This is a genomic window from Pseudomonas sp. SORT22 (assembly GCF_018417635.1).
GTDB lineage: Bacteria > Pseudomonadota > Gammaproteobacteria > Pseudomonadales > Pseudomonadaceae > Aquipseudomonas.
Genome location: NZ_CP071007.1, coordinates 4854854 through 4875514, shown reverse-complemented (window position 1 = coordinate 4875514; position 20661 = coordinate 4854854). Strand labels below are relative to the sequence as shown.

Genomic DNA, 20661 nt, shown 5'->3' with positions numbered 1-20661 from the left:
AATGCGCCAACTTTTACCCGGGTTCGCTCTGGCGAGCGGGCTACTATCTTGGCTGTTATGGATTTCTTGTTCGGCTGTCCGAGCCTGACAACCCAGGAGTGTCTGGTTTGATCGTCTTTCGTTATCTGTCCCGCGAGGTCCTGGTGACCTTGAGTGCCGTCAGCGCTGTGCTGCTGGTCATCATCATGAGTGGGCGCTTCATCAAATACCTGGCCCAGGCGGCCCAGGGCGTGCTCGACCCGAGCGTGCTGTTCCTGATCATGGGCTACCGCCTGCCGGGCTTCCTGCAGTTGATCCTGCCTCTGGGGCTGTTCCTCGGTATCCTCCTGGCCTATGGCCGTTTGTACCTGGAAAGCGAGATGACCGTGCTTTCGGCCACCGGCATGAGCCAGCAGCGGTTGCTGGGCATGACCATGGCGCCGGCGGCACTGGTGGCCTTGCTGGTAGCCTGGCTGAGCCTGAGCCTGGCGCCCCAGGGCGTTACCCAGGTCGCACAGATCATCAACCAGCAGGACGCCCTGACCGAGTTCGACACCCTGGTGCCGGGCCGCTTCCAGACCCTGCGCGATGGTTCACGGGTTACCTATACCGAGCAACTGTCGGAAGATCGGGTCAACCTTGGCGGCGTGTTCATTTCCGAGAAGCGCTTCAACCAGGACAAGACCAAGGACCGCGGTCCGTCGGTACTGGTGGCGGAAAAAGGCCACCAGCAGGTCAACCCCGATGGCAACCGCTACCTGATCCTGGAAAACGGCTACCGCTATGACGGTAACCCTGGCCAGGCTGATTACCGCGCAATCAAGTACGACACCTACGGCGTGCTGTTGCCCAAGCCTGAAGTCAGTGAAGAGATCACCGAGCGTGAAGCCATCCCGACCTCGCAACTGATTGGCAGCAAGGGCCTGCGCGAGCGTGCCGAGCTGCAGTGGCGCCTGTCGCTGCCGTTGCTGGTGTTCATCGTCACCCTGCTGGCGGTGCCACTGTCGCGGGTCAACCCGCGCCAGGGCCGTTTCCTCAAACTGCTGCCGGCGATTCTTCTGTATATGGCGTACCTGACAATGCTGATTGCCGTGCGTGGCGCCCTGGAGAAAGGCAAGCTGCCGATCGGCCTGGGTATCTGGTGGGTCCATGGCCTGTTTCTGTTGATCGGCCTGGGGCTGATGTACTGGGAGCCGTTGCGCCTCAAGCGCGCCGCTCGCCGTGCGGAGGTGGCCCATGGTTAAGCTCGACAGTTACATCGGCAAAAGCGTGCTGATGGCGATCCTCGCCGTACTGGGCATCATTCTGGGCCTGGCTTCGCTGTTCGCCTTCATCGATGAAATGGGCGATATCACCGACACCTACACGCTGATGGACGCCGGCAATTTCGTCTTGCTCACCGCACCGCGGCGGCTCTACGACATGCTGCCGATGGCTGCCCTGATCGGCTGCCTGATCGGCCTGGGGAGCCTGGCCAGCAGCAGCGAGCTGACCATCATGCGCGCCGCCGGCGTGTCGATCGGGCGGATCGTCTGGGCGGTGATGAAGCCGATGCTGGTGCTGATGCTGGCCGGTATCCTGATTGGCGAGTACCTGGCCCCGGTCACCGAGAACAAGGCCCAGGCCGACCGTTCCCTGGCCCAGGGCGGTGGTGAGGCGCAGAGCTCCAAGCGCGGCATGTGGCACCGCCAGGGTGACGAGTTCGTGCACATCAACTCGGTGCAGCCCAACGGCTTGCTCTACGGCGTGACCCGCTATCGCTTCGACAACGAGCGGCACATGCAGACCTCGAGCTTTGCCCGCCGTGCCCAGTACAAGGAAGATCACTGGCTGCTCAGCGACGTGACCACCACCTATTTCCGCGGCGATCACACCGAAGTCATCAAAACGCCTGAAGAACGCTGGGACGTGTCGGTCACCCCGCAGTTGCTCAATACCGTAGTGGTCGCACCAGAATCACTGTCGATCACCGGTCTTTGGGATTACATCCACTACCTGTCCGACCAGGGCCTGAACAACGCCCGGTACTGGCTGGCATTCTGGACCAAGGTGCTGCAGCCGATGGTCACTGCGGCGCTGGTGCTGATGGCCATCTCCTTCATCTTCGGTCCGCTGCGCTCGGTGACCCTTGGTCAGCGGGTGTTCACCGGGGTGCTGGTGGGTTTTGTGTTCCGCATCGCCCAGGACCTGCTCGGGCCTTCCAGCCAGGTGTTCGGCTTCCCGCCGTTGCTGGCGGTGGTGCTGCCGGCGGCGATCTGTGCGGTGGCCGGGTTGTGGATGTTGCGGCGCGCCGGATAAATTGCCGCAGACAAGAAAAAGCCGACCTCAGGGTCGGCTTTTTTGTGCGCGGTTATTTTTTGCGCTTGGGAATTCGCACCAGTTGAGTGTCGGAGTAGATGTCGTGCCAGCTGCGCTTGCGCTTGTCGAACAACGCCCAGATAAAACCCAGGCCCAGGCACAACCACGAGCCGATCGATACGACAAAACGCAGCAGTGCCTGCCACAGGCTGATGGCGCTGCCGTCGGCATTTTGCACACGGATGCCCCATACCTGCATACCCAGGGTCTGGCCGCCGTGGGTCCAGAACTTGGCGAAAAAGCCGAACAGGGCGAACAGCAGGATGGTCGACAGCAACGGGTCGCCATCCAGGGCGCCGGCCTCGGTCAACTCGCGCATGCGCGCTTCCCCGATGAAAGCCATCTGGATCATCTTGTAGGCACCGGCGGTGACGATCAGCAACGCGGTGCACAGCAAAAAGTCATAGAACATGGCGGCCAGGCGGCGGCCAAGGTCGACAGGGGGAAATTCACCTTCGGGCTGTAACAGCTGCTTGGGCACTGGCGAGGCCCTCCTTGCGCAAAACGCCCATTCTACGGAATTGCGCGCACAAAAAAGCCCCTGCTGTTGCCAGCAGAGGCTTCTTTGTTGATGAAGATCAGCCTTCGGCTTGAACTTCGTCAGCCTGCATGCCTTTCTGGCCCTGCACGGCGATGAAGGTGACTTTCTGACCTTCTTTCAGGCTCTTGAAGCCGTTACCCTGAATAGCGCGGAAGTGTACGAACAGATCCGGACCGCTTTCTGGAGTGATGAAACCAAAACCTTTCTCGTCGTTAAACCACTTGACGGTACCGCTCTGACGTTGGGACATTGTCTTATTTCCTTTGAAACTTAGAATTAGTAACAGCTTCTTCCAAATGAAAGAGTACTGGGCTGGGTTGCAGGAAAGTAAGAGACGTCGAACGGGTGTAGCAAACATCAGAGCTACTGCCCAGGTCACGAACCATAGCGACCCATGCAAACACAGTGCACAGACAATACGCTAACTTTGAAGACAAAAACAAGCCCTGCAGACCGCCGCCGCTGTGCCTTTTAGCCGCCGTTCGGTCGATTTTTTCCGGCTCATTCCAAGCATTGTCGCAACGCTTTTCGAAAGTTATAAAAAGCGTTCGAATTCGAAAATCCGAACGCTTCATGACACGTTGTTTCAAGTATCGATTCAGCCGCGATAATAGCGTTGGGCAACGAAGGGCATCTTGCTCACTTTCATCGCCACGCGCTTGCCGCGCACGATCGCCCACACTGGGGTTTCCAGTGCGCTGTACGCGGCATCGAGGTACCCCATCGCCACCGGCGCATTCAATGTCGGGCCAAAGCCGCCACTGCAGATGCTGCCGATAACCGTGCCTGACTGGTCAACGATCTCGGCGCCTTCGCGCACCGGTGTGCGCTCCTGCGGCAACAGGCCCACGCGCTTGCGCGCAACCCCGCTTTGCTGCTGGGCGAAGATCGCCTCGGCACCGGGGAAGCCGCCGGCGCGCTGGCCATCGGCACGGCGCACCTTGGAGATGGCCCAGAGCAGGCTGGCTTCGATGGGCGTGGTCTGGGTGTTCATGTCGTGGCCATACAGGCACAGGCCGGCCTCCAGGCGCAGCGAGTCGCGTGCGCCCAGGCCGATAGCCTGGACTTCGGGTTCGGCCAGCAGGCGGCGCGCCAGCTCTTCGGCTTTCCCGGCCGGCACCGAAATCTCGAAACCGTCCTCACCGGTGTAGCCCGAGCGGCTGACAAAACAGTCTGCGCCCAGCAGTTGTACCGGCTGGAACTGCATGAAAGTCATCTTCGTCACGACGGGTGCCAGGCGCTCGAGCACCTTCACCGCCGCCGGCCCCTGCAGGGCCAGCAGGGCGCGCTCCTCGAACAGTGGCTGGATCTGGCACTGATCGCCGATATGTTTGCGCAAATGGGCCAGGTCTTGCTCTTTGCAGGCCGCGTTGACCACCAGGAACAGTTCGTCGTTGCCCAGGTTGGCGACCATCAGGTCATCGAGGATGCCGCCGTGTTCGTTGGTGAACATGGCATAGCGCTGCATGCCCACCGGCAGGTCAATGATGTCGACCGGCACCAGGGTTTCCAGGGCCTTGGCTGCAGCGGCGCCGCTCAGGCGGATCTGGCCCATGTGCGAAACATCGAACAGGCCGGCCTGCTCGCGGCTGTGCAGGTGTTCTTTCATCACTCCCAGCGGGTACTGGACCGGCATGTCGTATCCGGCGAACGGCACCATGCGGGCGCCCAGTTCCAGGTGCAGGGCGTGCAGCGGGGTCTTGAGCAGTGTTTCGGTGGACATTGATGACTCCTTGGGGCTTGAGAGGGTGTCAGCATTCGATGATGTTGACGGCCAGACCGCCGCGGGCGGTCTCCTTGTATTTGCTTTTCATGTCGGCGCCGGTCTGGCGCATGGTGCGGATGACCTTATCCAGCGAGACGAAGTGCTGCCCGTCACCGCGCAGGGCCATGCGCACCGCGTTGATGGCCTTGACCGAACCCATGGCGTTACGCTCGATGCAGGGCACCTGGACTAGCCCGCCGATCGGGTCGCAGGTCAGGCCCAGGTTGTGTTCCATGCCGATTTCGGCGGCGTTCTCGACCTGCTGCACCGTGCCGCCCATCACCTCGCACAGGGCTCCGGCGGCCATCGAGCAGGCAACGCCGACTTCGCCCTGGCAGCCGACTTCGGCACCGGAGATCGAGGCGTTCTCTTTATAGAGGATGCCGATGGCGGCGGCGGTGAGCAGAAAACGCACCACGCCGTCGTCATTGGCGCCCGGGATAAAACGCATGTAGTAGTGCAACACTGCCGGGACGATACCGGCGGCGCCGTTGGTCGGCGCGGTGACCACGCGCCCGCCAAAGGCGTTTTCTTCGTTGACGGCCAGGGCGTAGAGGTTGACCCAGTCGAGCACCGACAGCGCGTCGCGCAGGCTCGCCTCCGGGTTGCTGCACAGCTGGCGGTACAGTGCGGCGGCGCGGCGTTTGACCTTGAGCCCGCCAGGCAAGATACCTTCGTTGCGACAACCGGCAGACACGCAGTCCTGCATGACCTGCCAGATGTGCAACAGGCCGCTGCGGGTGTCGCTTTCCGGGCGCCAGGCGGCTTCGTTGGCCAGCATGACCTGGCTGATCGACAGGTGCTGCGCGGTACAGTGGCCAAGCAGCTCCTTGGCGGTCTTGAACGGGTAGGGCAGCACGGTGCTGTCTTCGACGATGCGATCGGCGCCGGCGGCGTCCTCGTCGACCACGAAACCACCGCCCACCGAGTAGTACTCGCGGCTGCGAATCTGCAAGCCGGCGGCGTCAAAGGCACGGAAGATCATGCCGTTGGGATGGAAGGCCAGGGGTTTGCGGATCATCGCCAGGTGCTGCTTTTCAACGAAGTCGATTGCATGCTCGCCGAGCAGGTTGAGCCGGCCGCTGCTGCGGATGGCCTGCAGGCGTGCGGGGATGCTTTCGGTGTCGACGCTGTCCGGGTGTTCGCCTTCAAGGCCGAGCAGTACGGCCTTGTCGCTGCCGTGGCCTTTGCCGGTGGCGCCGAGCGAGCCATAGAGCTCGGCCTTGACGCTGACTGTAGCGGCCAGCAGGCCGTCGCGACGCAGGCCTTCAGCAAAACGCGCAGCGGCGCGCATAGGGCCTACGGTATGGGAACTGGAGGGGCCGATGCCGATCTTGAACAGGTCGAAGACGCTTAGTGACATGGTCGTACCCTCGTTGTGATGAAGGCTGTCGCGGGGCAAGCCCGCTCCCACAGGGAATGAGGGGCTCACTGTGGGAGCGGGCTTGCCCCGCGAAGAGGCCTCAGACGTCCTGATAGCTCTCGATCGACGGGCAGGCACACACCAGGTTGCGGTCGCCGAACACGTTGTCAACGCGGCCGACCGGGGGCCAGTACTTGCCTTCGACCAGCGACGCCAGCGGATACACCGCCTGCTCGCGGCTGTACGGGTGGCTCCACTCACCGGCGATTTCGGCGGCAGTGTGCGGGGCGTTCTTCAGCGGGTTGTCGTCCTTGTCCAGGCTGCCGCTTTCGACTGCGCGAATCTCTTCGCGGATGCGGATCATCGCCTCGCAGAAGCGGTCCAGTTCTTCTTTAGACTCGCTTTCGGTCGGTTCGATCATCAGCGTGCCGGCCACCGGGAACGACATGGTCGGGGCGTGGAAGCCGAAGTCGATCAGGCGTTTTGCCACGTCATCGACACTGATGCCGCTGCTGTCCTTGATCGGGCGCAGGTCGAGGATGCACTCGTGCGCCACCAGGCCATTGCTGCCGGTGTACAACACAGGATAGTGCTCTTCCAGGCGGCGGGCGATGTAGTTGGCGTTGAGGATGGCCATTTGCGAGGCACGCTTGAGCCCGGCGCCCCCCATCATGCGGATGTACATCCAGGTGATCGGCAGGATGCTGGCGCTGCCGAACGGTGCGGCGCAAACCGCGCCCTGCTTGTTGTCCATGTGCGCATGGCCCGGCAGGAACGGCGCCAGGTGCGATTTGACGCCGATCGGGCCGACGCCCGGGCCGCCACCGCCGTGGGGGATGCAGAAGGTCTTGTGCAGGTTCAGGTGCGAAACGTCGCCGCCGAACTTGCCCGGGGCGCAGAGGCCGACCATGGCGTTCATGTTGGCGCCGTCGATGTACACCTGGCCGCCGTTGTCATGGATGATCGCGCAGATCTCGCCAATGGCTTCTTCGAACACGCCATGGGTCGAGGGGTAGGTGATCATCAGCGCGGCAAGGTGCTCGCGGTGTTCGATGGCCTTGGCGCGCAGGTCGTCGATGTCGACGTTGCCGCGGGCATCACAGGCGGTGACCACCACGCGCATGCCGGCCATGTGCGCGGTAGCGGGGTTGGTGCCGTGGGCCGAGGACGGGATCAGGCAGATGTCGCGGCGCGCTTCGCCACGGCTCTGGTGATAGGCGCGAATCGCCAGCAGGCCGGCGTATTCGCCCTGGGAGCCGGCGTTGGGCTGCAGCGACACGGCGTCGTAGCCGGTGGCGGCGCAGAGCATGGCTTCCAGCTCGCTGGTCAGTTGCTGGTAACCCTGGCTCTGCGCGGCCGGGGCGAACGGGTGCAGGCTGCCGAACTCGGCCCAGGTCACCGGGATCATTTCGCTGGCGGCGTTGAGCTTCATGGTGCACGAGCCCAGCGGGATCATGGTGCGGTCCAGCGCCAGGTCCTTGTCAGCCAGGCGGCGCAAGTAGCGCATCAGCTCGGTTTCGCTGTGGTAACGGTTGAACACCGGGTGCTCGAGAATCGCCGACTGGCGCAGCAGCGTGCGTGGCAGTTGTGCCTGAACGCTGGCGGCGAGAGCGGCGAAGTCCGGGCTGGCCTTGCCCGCGGCGAACAGCTGCCACAGGGCTTCGACGTCGGCCTGGGTGCTGGTTTCATCCAGCGACAGGCCCAGGCGCTGGGCGTCGATCTGGCGCAGGTTCAGGCGTTGGCCGCGGGCCTGGTCGTGCAGAGCGGCGGTGCTGCTGCCGGTGGCCAGGGTCAGGGTGTCGAAGAAGTGTTCCACTTCGACCTGTACACCCAACTGTTGCAGGCCGGCCTTGAGGATCGCGGTCAGCGCGTGGGTACGCTCGGCGATCTGCTTCAGGCCCTGAGGGCCGTGGTACACGGCGTACATGCTGGCGATGTTGGCCAGCAATACCTGGGCAGTGCAGATGTTGCTGGTGGCTTTCTCGCGGCGGATATGTTGCTCGCGGGTCTGCATGGCCAGGCGCAGTGCGGTCTTGCCGAAGCGGTCGATCGACACGCCGACCAGGCGGCCGGGCATGTCGCGCTTGAATGCATCGCGGGTCGAGAAGAAGGCGGCATGCGGGCCACCGAAGCCCAGCGGTACACCAAAGCGCTGGGCGCTGCCGATGGCCACGTCGGCGCCGAATTCGCCCGGCGGGGTCAGCAGGGTCAGGGCCAGCAGGTCGGCCGCCACGGCGACCAGGGCATTGGCCGCGTGGAAGCGCTCGACCAGCTCGCGGTAGTCGAAGACTTCACCACTGCTGGCCGGGTATTGCAGCAGGGCGCCGAAGAAGGCGCTGACATCGCTCAGCTCACGCTCGTCGCCGACGACAACCTCGATACCCAGCGGTTCGGCACGGGTGCGCAGCACGTCCAGGGTTTGCGGGTGGCAATGCACCGAGGCGAAGAAGGCGTGGCTGCCCTTGTTCTTGCTCAGGCGTTTGCAGAAGGTCATGGCTTCGGCAGCGGCAGTGGCTTCGTCGAGCAGGGAGGCGTTGGCGATCGGCAGGCCGGTGAGGTCGCTGATCAGGGTCTGGAAGTTCAGCAGCGCTTCCAGGCGGCCCTGGGAAATCTCTGGCTGGTAAGGGGTGTAGGCGGTGTACCAGGCCGGGTTTTCCAGCAGGTTGCGCAGGATCGGCGCCGGCGTGTGGCAGTTGTAGTAACCCTGGCCGATGAAACTCTTGAACAGCTGGTTGTTGCCGGCGATGGCCTTGAGCGAGGCCAGCGCCTGGGCTTCGCTTTGCCCGGCGCCCAGCTCAAGGACGCTGGTGCCCTTGATGCTGTCGGGGATGACCGCGGCGCTCATGGCCTCCAGCGAGTCAAAACCGAGGGTGGCGAGCATGTGCTGCTCGTCGTGCTGGCGCGGGCCGATGTGGCGGGCGATGAATTCGTTGGCAGTGCCGAGGTTGATGGTCATGGCGGTTCCTCAGGCGTCAGCGTTGGCTTTGATCAGGCGGTCGTAGGCGTCCTGGTCGAGCAGTTGCGCGACGGCGCCGGCGTCGGCGGGGATGAAACGGAAGAACCAGCCTTCACCCAGCGGGTCTTCGTTGACCCGTTCGGGGTTGCCTTCGAGCTGGTCGTTGACCGCTACCACTTCGCCGGTCAGCGGCATGTACACGCCGCTGGCAGCCTTGACCGATTCGACGGTCGAGGCTTCGGCGCCTTGCTCGTAGCGTTGCAGCTCTGGCAGTTGCACGTAGACCACATCGCCCAGGGCGTTCTGGGCGAAGGCGGTGATCCCGACGGTGACGCTGCCGTCAGCTTCGCTACGCAGCCATTCGTGATCTTCGGTAAAACGCAACTCGCTCATGGAAACTCCTCAAGGGCCGCAGGGGACGGCTGTGGGCATGGCTCAGGTGAGCCCAGGGATGGGTAATGCCATAGCAATATTGCGGCCATATCTAAAATATCGTTTTAAAACAAATAGTTAGATAATTTACGGGAAGAGAATACATAACCGGTGTAGCGAAATCGCTACACCTAGGGGTGAGAAAAAAAGCTCAAGTGGATCAGAACCTTGCACTGTGGCCCTGAAACTGTGCTGTATCGATATCGTTACGATGTAGTGATTTCGCTACAGTTGTTCAGGGCTTGGCCGGGATGCCGTACTTGCGCAGGCGATGGGCGATGGCGGTGTGCGAGGTTTGCAGGCGGCTGGCTAGCTGGCGGGTCGAGGGGTAGCTGCTGTAGAGCTTTTCCAGCAGGTTGCGCTCGAAGTCTTCCACGGCCTGTTCAAGGCTGTCGACTTCAGCGTCATGGCCGCGAGCCACCGAGGTGCCGGCAATGTCCAGGTCGCCGATGTCCACCAGGCTGCTTTCGCTGATGGCCGCGGCGCGGAAGATCACGTTCTGCAGCTGGCGCACGTTGCCCGGCCAGCGGTTGCCCAGTAGCGCCGGGTAAGTGGCCGGGGCCAGGCGGCACAGCGGGCGCTGGATCTGGGTGCAGGCCTGCTGCATGAAGTAGCGCGCCAGCAGGAGGATGTCCTGGCCACGTTCGCGCAACGGTGGCACCTGCAGGTTGAGCACGTTCAGGCGGTAGAACAGGTCTTCGCGAAAGGTGCCCTCGGCGACCATTTTTTCCAGGTCGCGGTGGGTGGCGCTGAGGATCCGTACATTGACCTTGACCTCGCGATCACCGCCGACCCGGCGAAAGCTGCCATCGTTGAGAAAACGCAGCAGCTTGGCCTGCAGGTACGGTGACATCTCGCCGATCTCGTCGAGGAATACCGTGCCCTGGTTGGCCAGTTCCATCAGCCCCGGCTTGCCGCCACGTTGCGCGCCGGTAAAGGCACCGGGGGCGTAACCGAACAGCTCGCTTTCGGCCAGGTTCTCCGGCAGCGCCGCACAGTTGAGGGCCAGGAAGGGCGCACTGTGACGGCTGCTGATGGCGTGACAGGCGCGGGCCACCAGCTCCTTGCCGGTGCCGGTTTCACCGTTGATCAGCAGCGGCGCGTCCAGAGCTGCAACGCGCAGGGCGCGGGCCTTGAGGGTGCGGATCGGCGGGGAGTCGCCGAGCAGGGCATCGAAGCCCTCGGCGTGATCATGGTGCAGTGCCGACAGCCGTTCGCCGATGCGGTTGGGCTGGTACAGGGTCAGCAGGGCGCCGGCGTTGGTGATCGGCGTGGCGTCGAGCAGCAGGGTCTGGCCGTTGAGGGTCACTTCGCGCAGGGGCAGGTGAAAGCCCTGTTCGATCAGCGCTTCGAGCAAGCCCGGGTCGCCAAACAGATCGGCCACCGAACGGTCGGACGGTTCCTGCCCGCACAACGCCACCAGCGCCGGGTTGGCCAGCAGCACGTGGCCGGCGCTGTCCAGGGCCAGCACCGGGTCGCTCATGGCCGCGAGCAGGGCATCGAGCTGCAGGTGACGGCGCTGGCCGGGGAGGATGTCGACCACTTGTACGGTTTGCACGCCCTGCACGTTGAACAGCGCGTCGTGCAGCTCTTCGAGCACGTGGGGGCTGAGGGTCGGGGCGTCGATGTAGACGTTCGGCGGCACCATCTCCACGGCGTCCAGGTTGAGGTTGCGGGCGCCGAGCAGGGCCAGCACTTCCTGGGTGATACCGACACGGTCGATGAAACTGACGTGGATGCGCATGGGGGAGGGGGTCAAGGCTGCCGAAGGCGGCCAGTATGCTGTTCAGCGCAATCGCGGGGCAAGTCGGTTCGCCGCACCGCCGCTCCTACCTGGGTGAGAGCGGCGGTGCGGCGAACCGACTTGCCCGGCGATGAGGCCGGTAGGGCTATTCGAAGTGCTCGGGATTGACCGGGTCGCCCGACTTCACCTCCAGCTTCTCGCGAATGTCCTCGAACATCAGGTCGTAGATCTTGTGCCCTGAGCCCAGGCTCTCGAATTTCTTCGGCGACGGCATGTAGCTCTGCGCCTTGCGCGTGGCAACACTCAGGAAGCTTGGCAGTACCTCTTCCTTGCTCAGGAAGAACTTTTCCTCCACGGTCTTGCCTTCGATGCTCCCATGCATGTGGAAATCAATGCCGTGTTTGTTGGCTTCCCGGACTACTGCGTACTCGATATTCAGGTCGTAGCTGTGATCAGCCTTGTTCAGCGCAGTGCGCTCGATATGCACGTGACCGGGTTTGAACTGGGCCATGATGGAATCCTCCGCAAAGGTGAAAACGGCGGGCCCTGGGCCCGCCAACTGCATTCAACGGTAGCTGATTCCCGGCTTGGCGGTGGAAACCCGGGTACCGGCCGTACCCTTGACGATATCCTCGATGTCGGCCAGAGAACCGATGACCGCCACTTTGCCGGTGTGGCGTGCAAAGTCGCAAGCGGCCTGGACTTTCGGGCCCATGGAGCCTGCGGCAAAGCCGAGGCGTTCGAGCTCGTCCGGGTGCGCCTGGGCAATCGCCTTCTGGCTCGGCTTGCCATAGTCGATGAACGCCGCGTTGACGTCGGTGGCGATCACCAGCAGGTCGGCTTCGAGCTGTTCGGCCAGCAGCGCCGAGCACAGGTCTTTGTCGATCACCGCCTCGATGCCCTTGAGCTTGCGGTCGGCGTCATACATGGTCGGGATACCGCCACCGCCGGCGCAGATGACGATGCTGCTCTTTTCCAGCAGCCATTTGATCGGGCGGATCTCGAAGATGCGCTTGGGTTTCGGGCTGGCGACCACACGGCGGTATTTGTCGCCGTCGGCCTTGACCACCCAGCCTTTCTCTTTGGCCAGGCGCTCGGCGTCTTCTTTGCTGTAGACCGGGCCGATGAACTTGGTCGGGTCTTTGAAGGCCGGGTCGTTGGCGTCCACTTCGACCTGGGTCAGGAGGGTGGCGAACGGTACTTCGAAGTCCAGCAGGTTGCCCAGCTCCTGCTCGATGATGTAGCCGATCATGCCTTCGGTTTCGGCACCGAGCACGTCCAGCGGGTAGGCTTCATCAGGTTTGTAGGATTGCGCCTGCAACGACAGCAGGCCGACTTGCGGGCCATTGCCGTGGGCGATGACCAGCTCGTTGCCCGGATGGATCTTGGCGATCTGCTCGGCGGCAATGCGGATATTGGCGCGCTGATTGTCTGCAGTCATGGGTTCGCCACGGCGCAGCAGGGCGTTGCCGCCCAATGCAACAACGATACGCATGATGATGTCCTTCTAGAAAGGGAGATGCCACCCTGTAGGAGCGGGCTTGCCCCGCGATGGCGGTGCATCTGCTGCACCGCGGTGACGCTATCGCGGGGCAAGCCCGCTCCCACAGAGACTGGCAGCTGGATTACAGGTCAGCCAGGGTCGACACCAGGATCGCCTTGATGGTGTGCATGCGGTTTTCCGCTTGCTCGAAGGCGATGCAGGCTGGCGACTCGAACACGTCGTCGGTCACTTCAATGCCGTTGGCCAGGTTCGGGTACTGCTCGGCGATCTGTTTGCCGACCTTGGTGTCGGAGTTGTGGAACGCCGGCAGGCAGTGCATGAACTTGGTGCGCGGGTTGCCGGTGGCTTTCATCAGCTCGGCGTTGACCTGGTACGGCAGCAGTTGCTGGATGCGTTCGCCCCAGGCTTCAACCGGCTCGCCCATCGATACCCAGACGTCGGTGTGAATGAAGTCGACGCCTTTGACCGCAGCTTTCGGGTCTTCGGTCAGGGTGATGCGCGCGCCGCTTTCTTCCGCGTATTTCTTGCAACGGGCGACCAGGTCATCGTGCGGCCACAGCGCTTTTGGCGCGCAGATACGCACGTCCATGCCAAGCTTGGAGCCGACCAGCAGCAGCGAGTTGCCCATGTTGTTGCGCGCATCGCCCAGGTAGGCGTAGCTGATCTCATGGATCGGCTTGTCGGCGTGCTCACGCATGGTCAGCACGTCGGCGATCATCTGGGTCGGGTGGTATTCGTCGGTCAGGCCGTTGAACACCGGTACGCCGGCGAACTTCGCCAGTTCTTCGACGATTTCCTGCTTGAAGCCACGGTATTCGATGGCGTCATACATGCGCCCGAGTACCCGGGCGGTGTCCTTCATGCTTTCCTTGTGGCCGATCTGCGAGGAGTTCGGGTCGATGTAGGTGACGTTGGCGCCCTGGTCATAGGCAGCTACTTCGAAGGCGCAACGGGTGCGGGTCGAGGTCTTCTCGAAGATCAGCGCAATGTTGTTGCCTTTGAGGTGCTGCTGCTCGGTGCCGGTGTACTTGGCACGTTTCAGGTCGCGGGACAGGTCCAGCAGGTAGCGCAACTCGCGAGGGGTGTGGTGTTCCAGGCTCAGCAGGTTACGGTTGTGGATGTTGAACGCCATGATGTTTCTCCTGTTCTTGTGAACGGAAAGCGGTAATCGGCCCGCCTGCACCGGCAGGTGCAGGCGGTTGATGGTCGTTTAGTAGTCGATAGGGTCGCGCACGATCGGGCAGGTCATGCAGTGACCGCCGCCGCGGCCACGGCCCAGTTCGCCGGCGCTGATGGTGATGACTTCGACGCCTGCCTTGCGCAGCAGGGTGTTGGTGTAGGTGTTGCGGTCGTAGCCGATGACCACACCTGGTTCAACCGCCACCACGTTGTTGCCGTCGTCCCACTGCTCGCGTTCGGCGGCGAAGCTGTTGCCACCGGTCTCGACCACGCGCAGTTTCTTCAGGTTCAGCGATTCGGCGACCACGTCGAGGAACGTCTTGTTCTCGCGGCGCACGTCCAGGCCGTATGGCTTGCTGCTGTCCGGGCGAATGACGAACGGCACGATTTCCTTGACCACTTCCGGGAAGACCGTGACCAGGTCGCGGTCGCAGAAGCTGAACACGGTGTCCAGGTGCATCGCGGCACGGGATTTCGGCAGGCCGGCGACCACCACTTTTTCCACCGCGCCTTTGGCAAACAGCGATTGCGCCAGTTGGCCGATGGCCTGGCGCGAGGTGCGCTCGCCCATGCCGATCAGGACCACGCCATTGCCGATCGGCATGACGTCGCCGCCTTCGAGGGTGGCCTTGCCGTGGTCCTGGTCCGGATCGCCGTACCAGATTTCAAAGTCGGCCGCGGTGAACTCGGGGTGGAACTTGTAGATGGCGGTGGTCAGCAGGGTTTCCTGACGTCGCGCCGGCCAGTACATCGGGTTGAGGGTCACGCCGCCGTAGATCCAGCAGGTGGTGTCGCGAGTGAACTGGGTGTTGGGCAGTGGGTCGAGCAGGAAGCTTGAGTGGCCCAGGTAGTCGCGGTACATCTTGATCACGCCGGCGCCTTCACTTTCCGGCAGGTCTTCACCGGCCACGCCGCCGATCAGGAATTCGGCCAGTTTGCGCGGCTCAAGGCCTTCGAGCCAGCTGCGCACTTCGTTGGTCAGGCCGACACCGACGGTGTCCGGGGTGATCTTGCGGTCGAGGATCCATTTCAGCGCTTCGGGGTTCTGGATGGTCTCGGTCAGCAGGTTGTGCATTTCCAGCACTTCGATGCCGCGCTCACGCATTTTGGTGACGAAGTCGAAGTGGTCGCGTTTGGCCTGGTTGACCCAGATAACGTCATCGAACAGCAGTTCGTCGCAGTTGCTCGGGGTCAGGCGCTGGTGCGCCAGGCCAGGGGAGCAGACCATCACTTTGCGCAGTTTGCCGGCTTCGGAATGTACGCCGTACTTAACTTTATCCGTGGACATGGTTCATTTCCTCCAAGTTGCGAAAACGGGTGGTTACAGAGTCAGGAAGCCGTCGTACAGGCCATAGGCAGCCACCAGGGCACCAATGACTACGGCGGCGAAGATCAGCTTCTCCACGTTGGTAAAAATCGGTTGGCCGACCTCGCGCTTGGCCTTGGCGAACAGGATCACGCCAGGGGCATACAGCAGGGCCGAGAGCAGCAGGTATTTGACGCCGCCGGCATACAGCAGCCAGACCGCGTAGAGCAGGGCGATGGCGCCGATGACCAGGTCTTTCTTGCGTTCGGCCAGGGCCTGTTCGTAGGTTTCGCTGCGTACCGCGAGCAGGAAGGCATAGGCCGCCGACCACAGGTAAGGCACCAGGATCATCGAGGTGGCGAGGTAGATCAGCGACAGGTAGGTACTGGCCGAGAACAGGGTGATGACCAGGAAGATCTGCACCATGGCGTTGGTCAGCCACAGGGCGTTGGCCGGCACGTGGTTGGCGTTCTCGCGGCGCAGGAACTCCGGCATGGTGTGGTCTTTGGCGGCGGCGAACATGATCTCGGCGCACAGCAGTACCCACGACAGCAGGGCCCCGAGCAGCGAGATGATCAGGCCGACGCTGATCAGCACCGCACCCCAGTGGCCAACCACGTGCTCAAGCACGGCGGCCATCGACGGGTTCTGCAGCTTGGCCAGCTCCGGTTGGGTCATGATGCCCAGCGACAGCACGTTGACCAGCACCAGGAACAGCAGCACGGTGATGAAGCCGATGACCGTGGCCTTGCCGACGTCCGAGCGTTTTTCTGCCCGGGCCGAGAAGATGCTCGCGCCCTCGATGCCGATGAACACCCAGACGGTGACCAGCATCATGTTGCGCACCTGGTTCATCACGCTGCCCAGGTCCGGGTTCATCGAGCCCCAGATGTCAGCGGTGAAGATATCCAGCTTGAAGGCGAACAGGGCGATCAGCACGAACAGCGCCAGCGGTACGACCTTGGCTACGGTGGTGACCAGGTTGATGAAGGCCGCTTCCTTGATCCCGCGCAATACCAGAAAGTGCACGGCCCAGAGCAGCACCGAGGCGCCAATGACGGCTGCCGGAGTGTTGCCCTCGCCAAAGATCGGGAAGAAATAGCCGAGGGTGCTGAACAGCAACACGAAGTAACCGACGTTGCCCAGCCAGGCACTGATCCAGTAGCCCCAGGCTGAAGAAAAGCCCATGTAATCGCCGAAACCGGCCTTGGCGTAGGCGTATACCCCGCCGTCCAGGTCAGGCTTGCGATTGGCCAGGGTCTGGAACACGAAAGCCAGGGTCAGCATGCCGATGGCGGTGATGCCCCAACCGATCAGAACAGCGCCTACATCAGCACTTGCGGCCATGTTTTGCGGCAGCGAAAAGATCCCGCCGCCGATCATCGAGCCGACAACAAGTGCAACCAGCGCACCAAGTCGTAGTTTTCCGGGAGCGTCTGACATTGAATAACTCCGTACCAGGAGAAGAGATGACGCTAGAATAAATCCAGCGGCGAAGTCATTAGCTGATTCAGGTCAGTTCATGAGGACATTCCATTGCAGATCAATGACTGAAACAGCCTCCCGGAGTCTGCCGATCGCAGTACTGCAAGCCTTGTCAACTGGCACCTCCATGGCGTTTTAGAGCAATCGCTCTTGCGGGGCTGCGAGAATTGAAGCTAGTCCGTTTTGGGCGAATCGCAAATTTTCCCTGAGAATTTTTCTTATTAGCTTGAAGAAGCGCGAATTGTGCACAAAACTCACCGTTTAGTTCGTCAGGCATAGACGCGCTAGTTATGAGCAGAAAGCGCTTAGTGGTTTAATATATATAGACGCTTAGAGTCAGATTATATTTAACTCAGGGTGTACCACTGGCGTTACAAACACGAGACAGAAGGGGATCTGCATGTCCGAACCTGGACAGAAATTACGCCTGGGGGCGTTGATCGCCTTGGTGGTCGGCTCGATGATCGGCGGCGGGATCTTTTCGCTGCCGCAAAACATGGCTGCGCGTGCCGACGTCGGCGCCGTACTGATCGGCTGGGGCATCACCGCGGTGGGCATGCTGGCCCTGGCCTTCGTGTTCCAGACCCTGGCCAACCGCAAGCCGGAGCTCGACTCCGGCGTGTATGCCTATGCCAAGGCCGGGTTTGGCGAGTACATGGGCTTTTCTTCGGCTTGGGGCTACTGGATCAGCGCCTGGCTGGGCAACGTCGGCTACTTCGTGCTGTTGTTCAGCACCCTGGGCTTCTACTTCCCGGTGTTTGGCGAGGGCAACACGCCGATCGCCATCGCCTGTGCCTCGCTGCTGTTGTGGGCCGTACACTTTTTGGTGCTGCGCGGCATCAAGGAGGCGGCGTTCATCAACCAGGTGACCACCGTGGCCAAGATCGTGCCGTTGGTGATGTTCATCGTCATCGCCGCGGTGGCCTTTCGCGCCGACATTTTTACCCGGGACATCTGGGGCCTGAGCAACCCGAAATTCGGCGGCGTGCTCGACCAGGTGCGCAACATGATGCTGGTGACGGTGTTCGTGTTCATCGGCATCGAGGGCGCCAGCGTCTACTCCGGGCGGGCGGCGAAGCGCTCGGACGTCGGCAAGGCCACGGTGATCGGCTTTATCGGTGTGCTGGCCTTGCTGGTGCTGGTCAACGTGCTGTCGCTGGGGGTGATGACCCAGCCGGAGCTGGCGGCCTTGCAGAACCCGTCACTGGCGTCGGTGCTCGAACATATCGTCGGGCCCTGGGGCGCCTTGCTGATCAGTATCGGCCTGGCGGTATCGCTGCTGGGGGCGCTGCTGTCATGGGCCTTGCTGTGCGCCGAGATCCTCTTCGCCACCGCCCGCGACCAGACCATGCCGCGCTTTCTGGCCAGGGAAAACGCCAACCACGTGCCGGCCAATGCGCTGTGGCTGACCAACGTGATGATTCAGCTGTTCTTGCTGATCACCCTGTTTTCCGCCGGGACCTACACCAGCCTGATCTACCTGGCCTCGTCGATGATCCTCGTGCCGTACCTGTGGTCGGCAGCCTATGCGGTGTTGCTGGCGGTGCGCGGCGAGTCGTATGAAGGCCACCCCGGCGCACGGCGCAAGGACCTGCTGATTGCCGGTATCGCGCTGATCTATGCGATCTGGCTGCTGTATGCCGGTGGGCTGAAGTACCTGCTGCTGTCGGCGCTGCTGTACGCGCCGGGGGTGATCCTGTTTGCCCGGGCCAAGCACGAGCAGGGCCAGGCGCTGTTTACCACCTGGGAGAAGCTGATCTTCGCCGCCGTGCTGGTGGGCGCGGGTTTGGCGGCCTATGGCTTGTACAGCGGGATGTTGAGCCTTTAATCAGGGCTGGCGCAGCCTATCGCCGGCACATTCACCAACAGGCAGCAGCAGAACCCAGCTCACAAGCCCCCTGCTGCCAATCCAACGGTGCCCCTTCGACCAGCAGCGGCGCCTTCAGCCGCTGCGCCAGCCCCCAGGGCGTCTGCTCCAGCTGCGGGTTCAGATCCGCTGCCGTCTCAGCCTGTAACGGCAAATCCGCTGCCAGCGTCCCCTGATCGATCAACAGCTTTGCCGTGCGCGCCAGCGACAGGCGCAGGGTTGCCCCGCAACCGCTGCCCAGGCGTTCGCTGTAGGCCTTGATCGCCGCAGCCGCCATCAGGTACCCGGTGCCATGGTCCAATGCCTGCACCGGCAACGGCACGGGCTTGTCGGCCTGTTGCCAGCGCATGCCTTCACAAGCGATGCCGCAGCTCATCTGTACCAGGCTGTCGAAGCCCCGGCGCTGTTGCCAGGGGCCGCTCCAGCCGTAGGCGTTGAGGCTCACATCGATCAGCCCGGGGTTGAGCTGGCGGCGCTGTTCGCTGGCATACCCCAGTCGTTCGAGGGCATCGGCGCGGTAACCATGCAGGAGAATATCGGCTTCACTGAGCAGGCGTTCAAACACCCGTCGATCATCCCCATCGTGCAAGTCCAGGCGCGCACAACGTTTACCCAGGGTCACCTCGGCAACCACCGCCGGTTCCTCCCAGCCTGGCGGGTCGATCCGCAGCACCTGCGCGCCGAAGCCTGCCAGCAGGCGACTGGCTGTGGGGCCGGCGAGGATGCGGGTCAGGTCCAGCACCTTGACCCCGGCCAGAGGTCGGACGGCGTTACCGGTCCAGCGTCTTTTTGTAAAGGCTGGAGCCCGTTGGTGATGAATCAACGGCTCGGCATTCACTGCCAGGCCCTGAGGATGGGCCGACCATTCGGACCAGTTGCGCATTTGCGCGGCGCAACCGCCAGCGGTGACTATCGCGCTTTCCAGCTCACGTGCGCGCCAGCGCGCAACCAGATCAGCCATGTGTGCGCGGTCAGCCGCACGGCCCACTACCTTCTGGGCGGCGGCGCGATGATGAGCTGCGTTGGTATGCAGGCGAATCCAGCCATCCTCGGCGCGGTAGTCACCGGCAATCGGGTCCCACAAGGGCGGTGTGCTCCAGCCTTGCGGGCGCAGGCTGGTGGCGAACCAGAACGAGCTCAGGCGGCGGTCAACTTCAACGCCAGGCTGTTGCTCAAGCTGGCGCTGCAGCAGTTCGGCGATTGCCAGGCCACAGGCGGCAATGCTGCTGGCAAGCTCGGTGACGGCGAAAGTCGAAGGCAGGGCGCCGTTGCCGCGAAAGCGCAGGCTATTGCGCAGTGCCGTTGGCAGCTGCAGTTCGGCGACAAGGGTGTCGAGTAGCGCGGTCATCAATGGCCCTCCAGCAGAAGGGCCATTGCAGACCATCAGCGGCGCCAGGTCAAACCCGGAACTGATCCATCAAGGCCATCTGCTGCGACGACAGGGTGTTGAGCTGGCTGCTCACCTGCGCCGATTCCGCGGCCTGGCCGGTCAGGGTTTCGGTTACCCCGCGGATCGCCGAGACGTTGCGGTTGACCTCTTCGGCCACCGCGCTCTGCTGTTCGGCGGCACTGGCGATCTGCAGGTTCATGTCGCTGATCACCGTGACCGCCTCGCTGATCTTGTCCAGCGCCTGCACCGCCTGGTGGATCTGCCCGGCGTTTTCCTGGGCCTTGCCGTGGCTCGAATGCATGGTCGCCACCACCTCGCGGGTGTTGCTCTGGATGCGCTCGATCACCTGGCGGATTTCTTCGACCGAGTCCTGGGTACGGCGCGCCAGGTTGCGTACTTCGTCGGCAACCACGGCAAAACCACGGCCGCTTTCACCGGCGCGGGCGGCTTCGATCGCGGCGTTGAGCGCCAGCAGGTTGGTCTGCTCGGCAATGCTGCGGATCACCTCCAATACCGAGCCGATCTGTTCGCTGTTCTGCGCCAGGGTTTCCACTTCGCCAACGGCTTTGCTGACCTGTTCGGCGAGTACAGTGATGTCGCGGGTGCTGCGCTCGATGATCGCCATGCCGTCCTTGGCCGAACGGTCGGCACCGCGGGCGGCGTCGGCGGCACTGGCGGCGCTGTTGGCGACGTCGTGGGCGGTGGCGCTCATCTCATTGGAGGCGGTGGCCACCTGGTCGATCTCGCGAAACTGCACCTGCATGCCTTCGCTGGTGCGCTGGGCAATTGCCG

General features: G+C 62.8%; 17 protein-coding genes. 3 read left to right on the top strand and 14 right to left on the bottom strand.

Annotated features, from left to right (window positions below; translation table 11 throughout):
• The first annotated feature begins 107 nt into the window (after positions 1-107).
• Both lptF and lptG read left to right on the top strand, forming a co-directional pair.
• Positions 108-1223: an LPS export ABC transporter permease LptF gene (gene lptF, locus JYG36_RS22310; protein WP_045196390.1), complete on the top strand. Its 1116-nt coding sequence runs from the start codon at positions 108-110 to the stop codon at positions 1221-1223.
• A complete protein-coding gene (gene lptG, locus JYG36_RS22305) occupies positions 1216-2277 on the top strand; it encodes an LPS export ABC transporter permease LptG (RefSeq protein ID WP_045196392.1) in 1062 nt (353 codons plus the stop codon). The genes lptF and lptG overlap by 8 nt, the downstream gene beginning before the upstream one ends.
• 52 nt (positions 2278-2329) lie before the next feature.
• On the opposite strand, the gene JYG36_RS22300 is transcribed toward lptG, so the two are convergent.
• The 12 genes from JYG36_RS22300 to arcD (JYG36_RS22245) all read right to left on the bottom strand — a co-directional run bounded on the left by JYG36_RS22300 (position 2330) and on the right by arcD (JYG36_RS22245) (position 16570).
• Positions 2330-2818 carry an RDD family protein gene (locus JYG36_RS22300; protein WP_093387135.1) on the bottom strand — a complete coding sequence of 163 codons (489 nt, stop codon included), beginning with the start codon at positions 2816-2818 and terminating at the stop codon, positions 2330-2332.
• A gap of 97 nt (positions 2819-2915) precedes the next feature.
• Positions 2916-3128, bottom strand: a complete 213-nt coding sequence (locus JYG36_RS22295) for a cold-shock protein (RefSeq protein WP_007931076.1) — start codon at positions 3126-3128, stop codon at positions 2916-2918.
• A 348-nt stretch (positions 3129-3476) separates the two neighbouring features.
• Positions 3477-4601, bottom strand: a complete 1125-nt coding sequence (gcvT, locus tag JYG36_RS22290; protein ID WP_213602317.1) for a glycine cleavage system aminomethyltransferase GcvT — start codon at positions 4599-4601, stop codon at positions 3477-3479.
• Between the two features lie 28 nt (positions 4602-4629).
• A complete protein-coding gene (locus JYG36_RS22285; RefSeq protein ID WP_195885742.1) occupies positions 4630-6006 on the bottom strand; it encodes an L-serine ammonia-lyase in 1377 nt (458 codons plus the stop codon).
• Between the two features lie 100 nt (positions 6007-6106).
• Positions 6107-8962 (bottom strand): aminomethyl-transferring glycine dehydrogenase, encoded by a 2856-nt coding sequence (gene gcvP / locus JYG36_RS22280; protein ID WP_213602315.1) that lies wholly within the window; start codon positions 8960-8962, stop codon positions 6107-6109.
• A 9-nt stretch (positions 8963-8971) separates the two neighbouring features.
• Complete coding sequence (gene gcvH, locus JYG36_RS22275; RefSeq protein WP_045196405.1) at positions 8972-9355, bottom strand: glycine cleavage system protein GcvH; 384 nt, start codon at positions 9353-9355, stop codon at positions 8972-8974.
• Positions 9356-9629: 274 nt separating this feature from the next.
• Positions 9630-11138 (bottom strand): transcriptional regulator GcsR, encoded by a 1509-nt coding sequence (gene gcsR, locus JYG36_RS22270; RefSeq protein ID WP_093387118.1) that lies wholly within the window; start codon positions 11136-11138, stop codon positions 9630-9632.
• 145 nt (positions 11139-11283) lie between these two features.
• Positions 11284-11649, bottom strand: coding sequence for a DUF5064 family protein (locus JYG36_RS22265; protein ID WP_213602313.1), 366 nt, complete (start codon positions 11647-11649; stop codon positions 11284-11286).
• Positions 11650-11703: 54 nt separating this feature from the next.
• Positions 11704-12633 (bottom strand): carbamate kinase, encoded by a 930-nt coding sequence (gene arcC, locus JYG36_RS22260; protein WP_093387115.1) that lies wholly within the window; start codon positions 12631-12633, stop codon positions 11704-11706.
• A 130-nt stretch (positions 12634-12763) separates the two neighbouring features.
• The gene (locus JYG36_RS22255) at positions 12764-13774 is read right to left on the bottom strand and encodes an ornithine carbamoyltransferase (RefSeq protein ID WP_045196413.1); all 1011 of its coding nucleotides are present in this window, start codon (positions 13772-13774) and stop codon (positions 12764-12766) included.
• A 78-nt stretch (positions 13775-13852) separates the two neighbouring features.
• Positions 13853-15109 (bottom strand): arginine deiminase, encoded by a 1257-nt coding sequence (gene arcA, locus JYG36_RS22250; RefSeq protein WP_045196415.1) that lies wholly within the window; start codon positions 15107-15109, stop codon positions 13853-13855.
• Positions 15110-15142: 33 nt separating this feature from the next.
• Positions 15143-16570 carry an arginine-ornithine antiporter gene (gene arcD / locus JYG36_RS22245; RefSeq protein WP_045196417.1) on the bottom strand — a complete coding sequence of 476 codons (1428 nt, stop codon included), beginning with the start codon at positions 16568-16570 and terminating at the stop codon, positions 15143-15145.
• Positions 16571-17012: 442 nt separating this feature from the next.
• Between arcD (JYG36_RS22245) and arcD (JYG36_RS22240) the strand changes: the two genes are divergently transcribed.
• Positions 17013-18440: an arginine-ornithine antiporter gene (gene arcD, locus JYG36_RS22240; protein WP_045196419.1), complete on the top strand. Its 1428-nt coding sequence runs from the start codon at positions 17013-17015 to the stop codon at positions 18438-18440.
• 31 nt (positions 18441-18471) lie between these two features.
• Here arcD (JYG36_RS22240) and JYG36_RS22235 read toward each other — a convergent pair whose 3' ends face one another.
• Complete coding sequence (locus JYG36_RS22235; protein WP_213602311.1) at positions 18472-19827, bottom strand: CoA transferase; 1356 nt, start codon at positions 19825-19827, stop codon at positions 18472-18474.
• Positions 19828-19876: 49 nt separating this feature from the next.
• Entirely contained in the window at positions 19877-20632 is a 756-nt protein-coding gene (locus JYG36_RS26865) for a methyl-accepting chemotaxis protein (RefSeq protein ID WP_371128687.1), read from the bottom strand.
• Between the last annotated feature and the right edge of the window lie 29 nt (positions 20633-20661).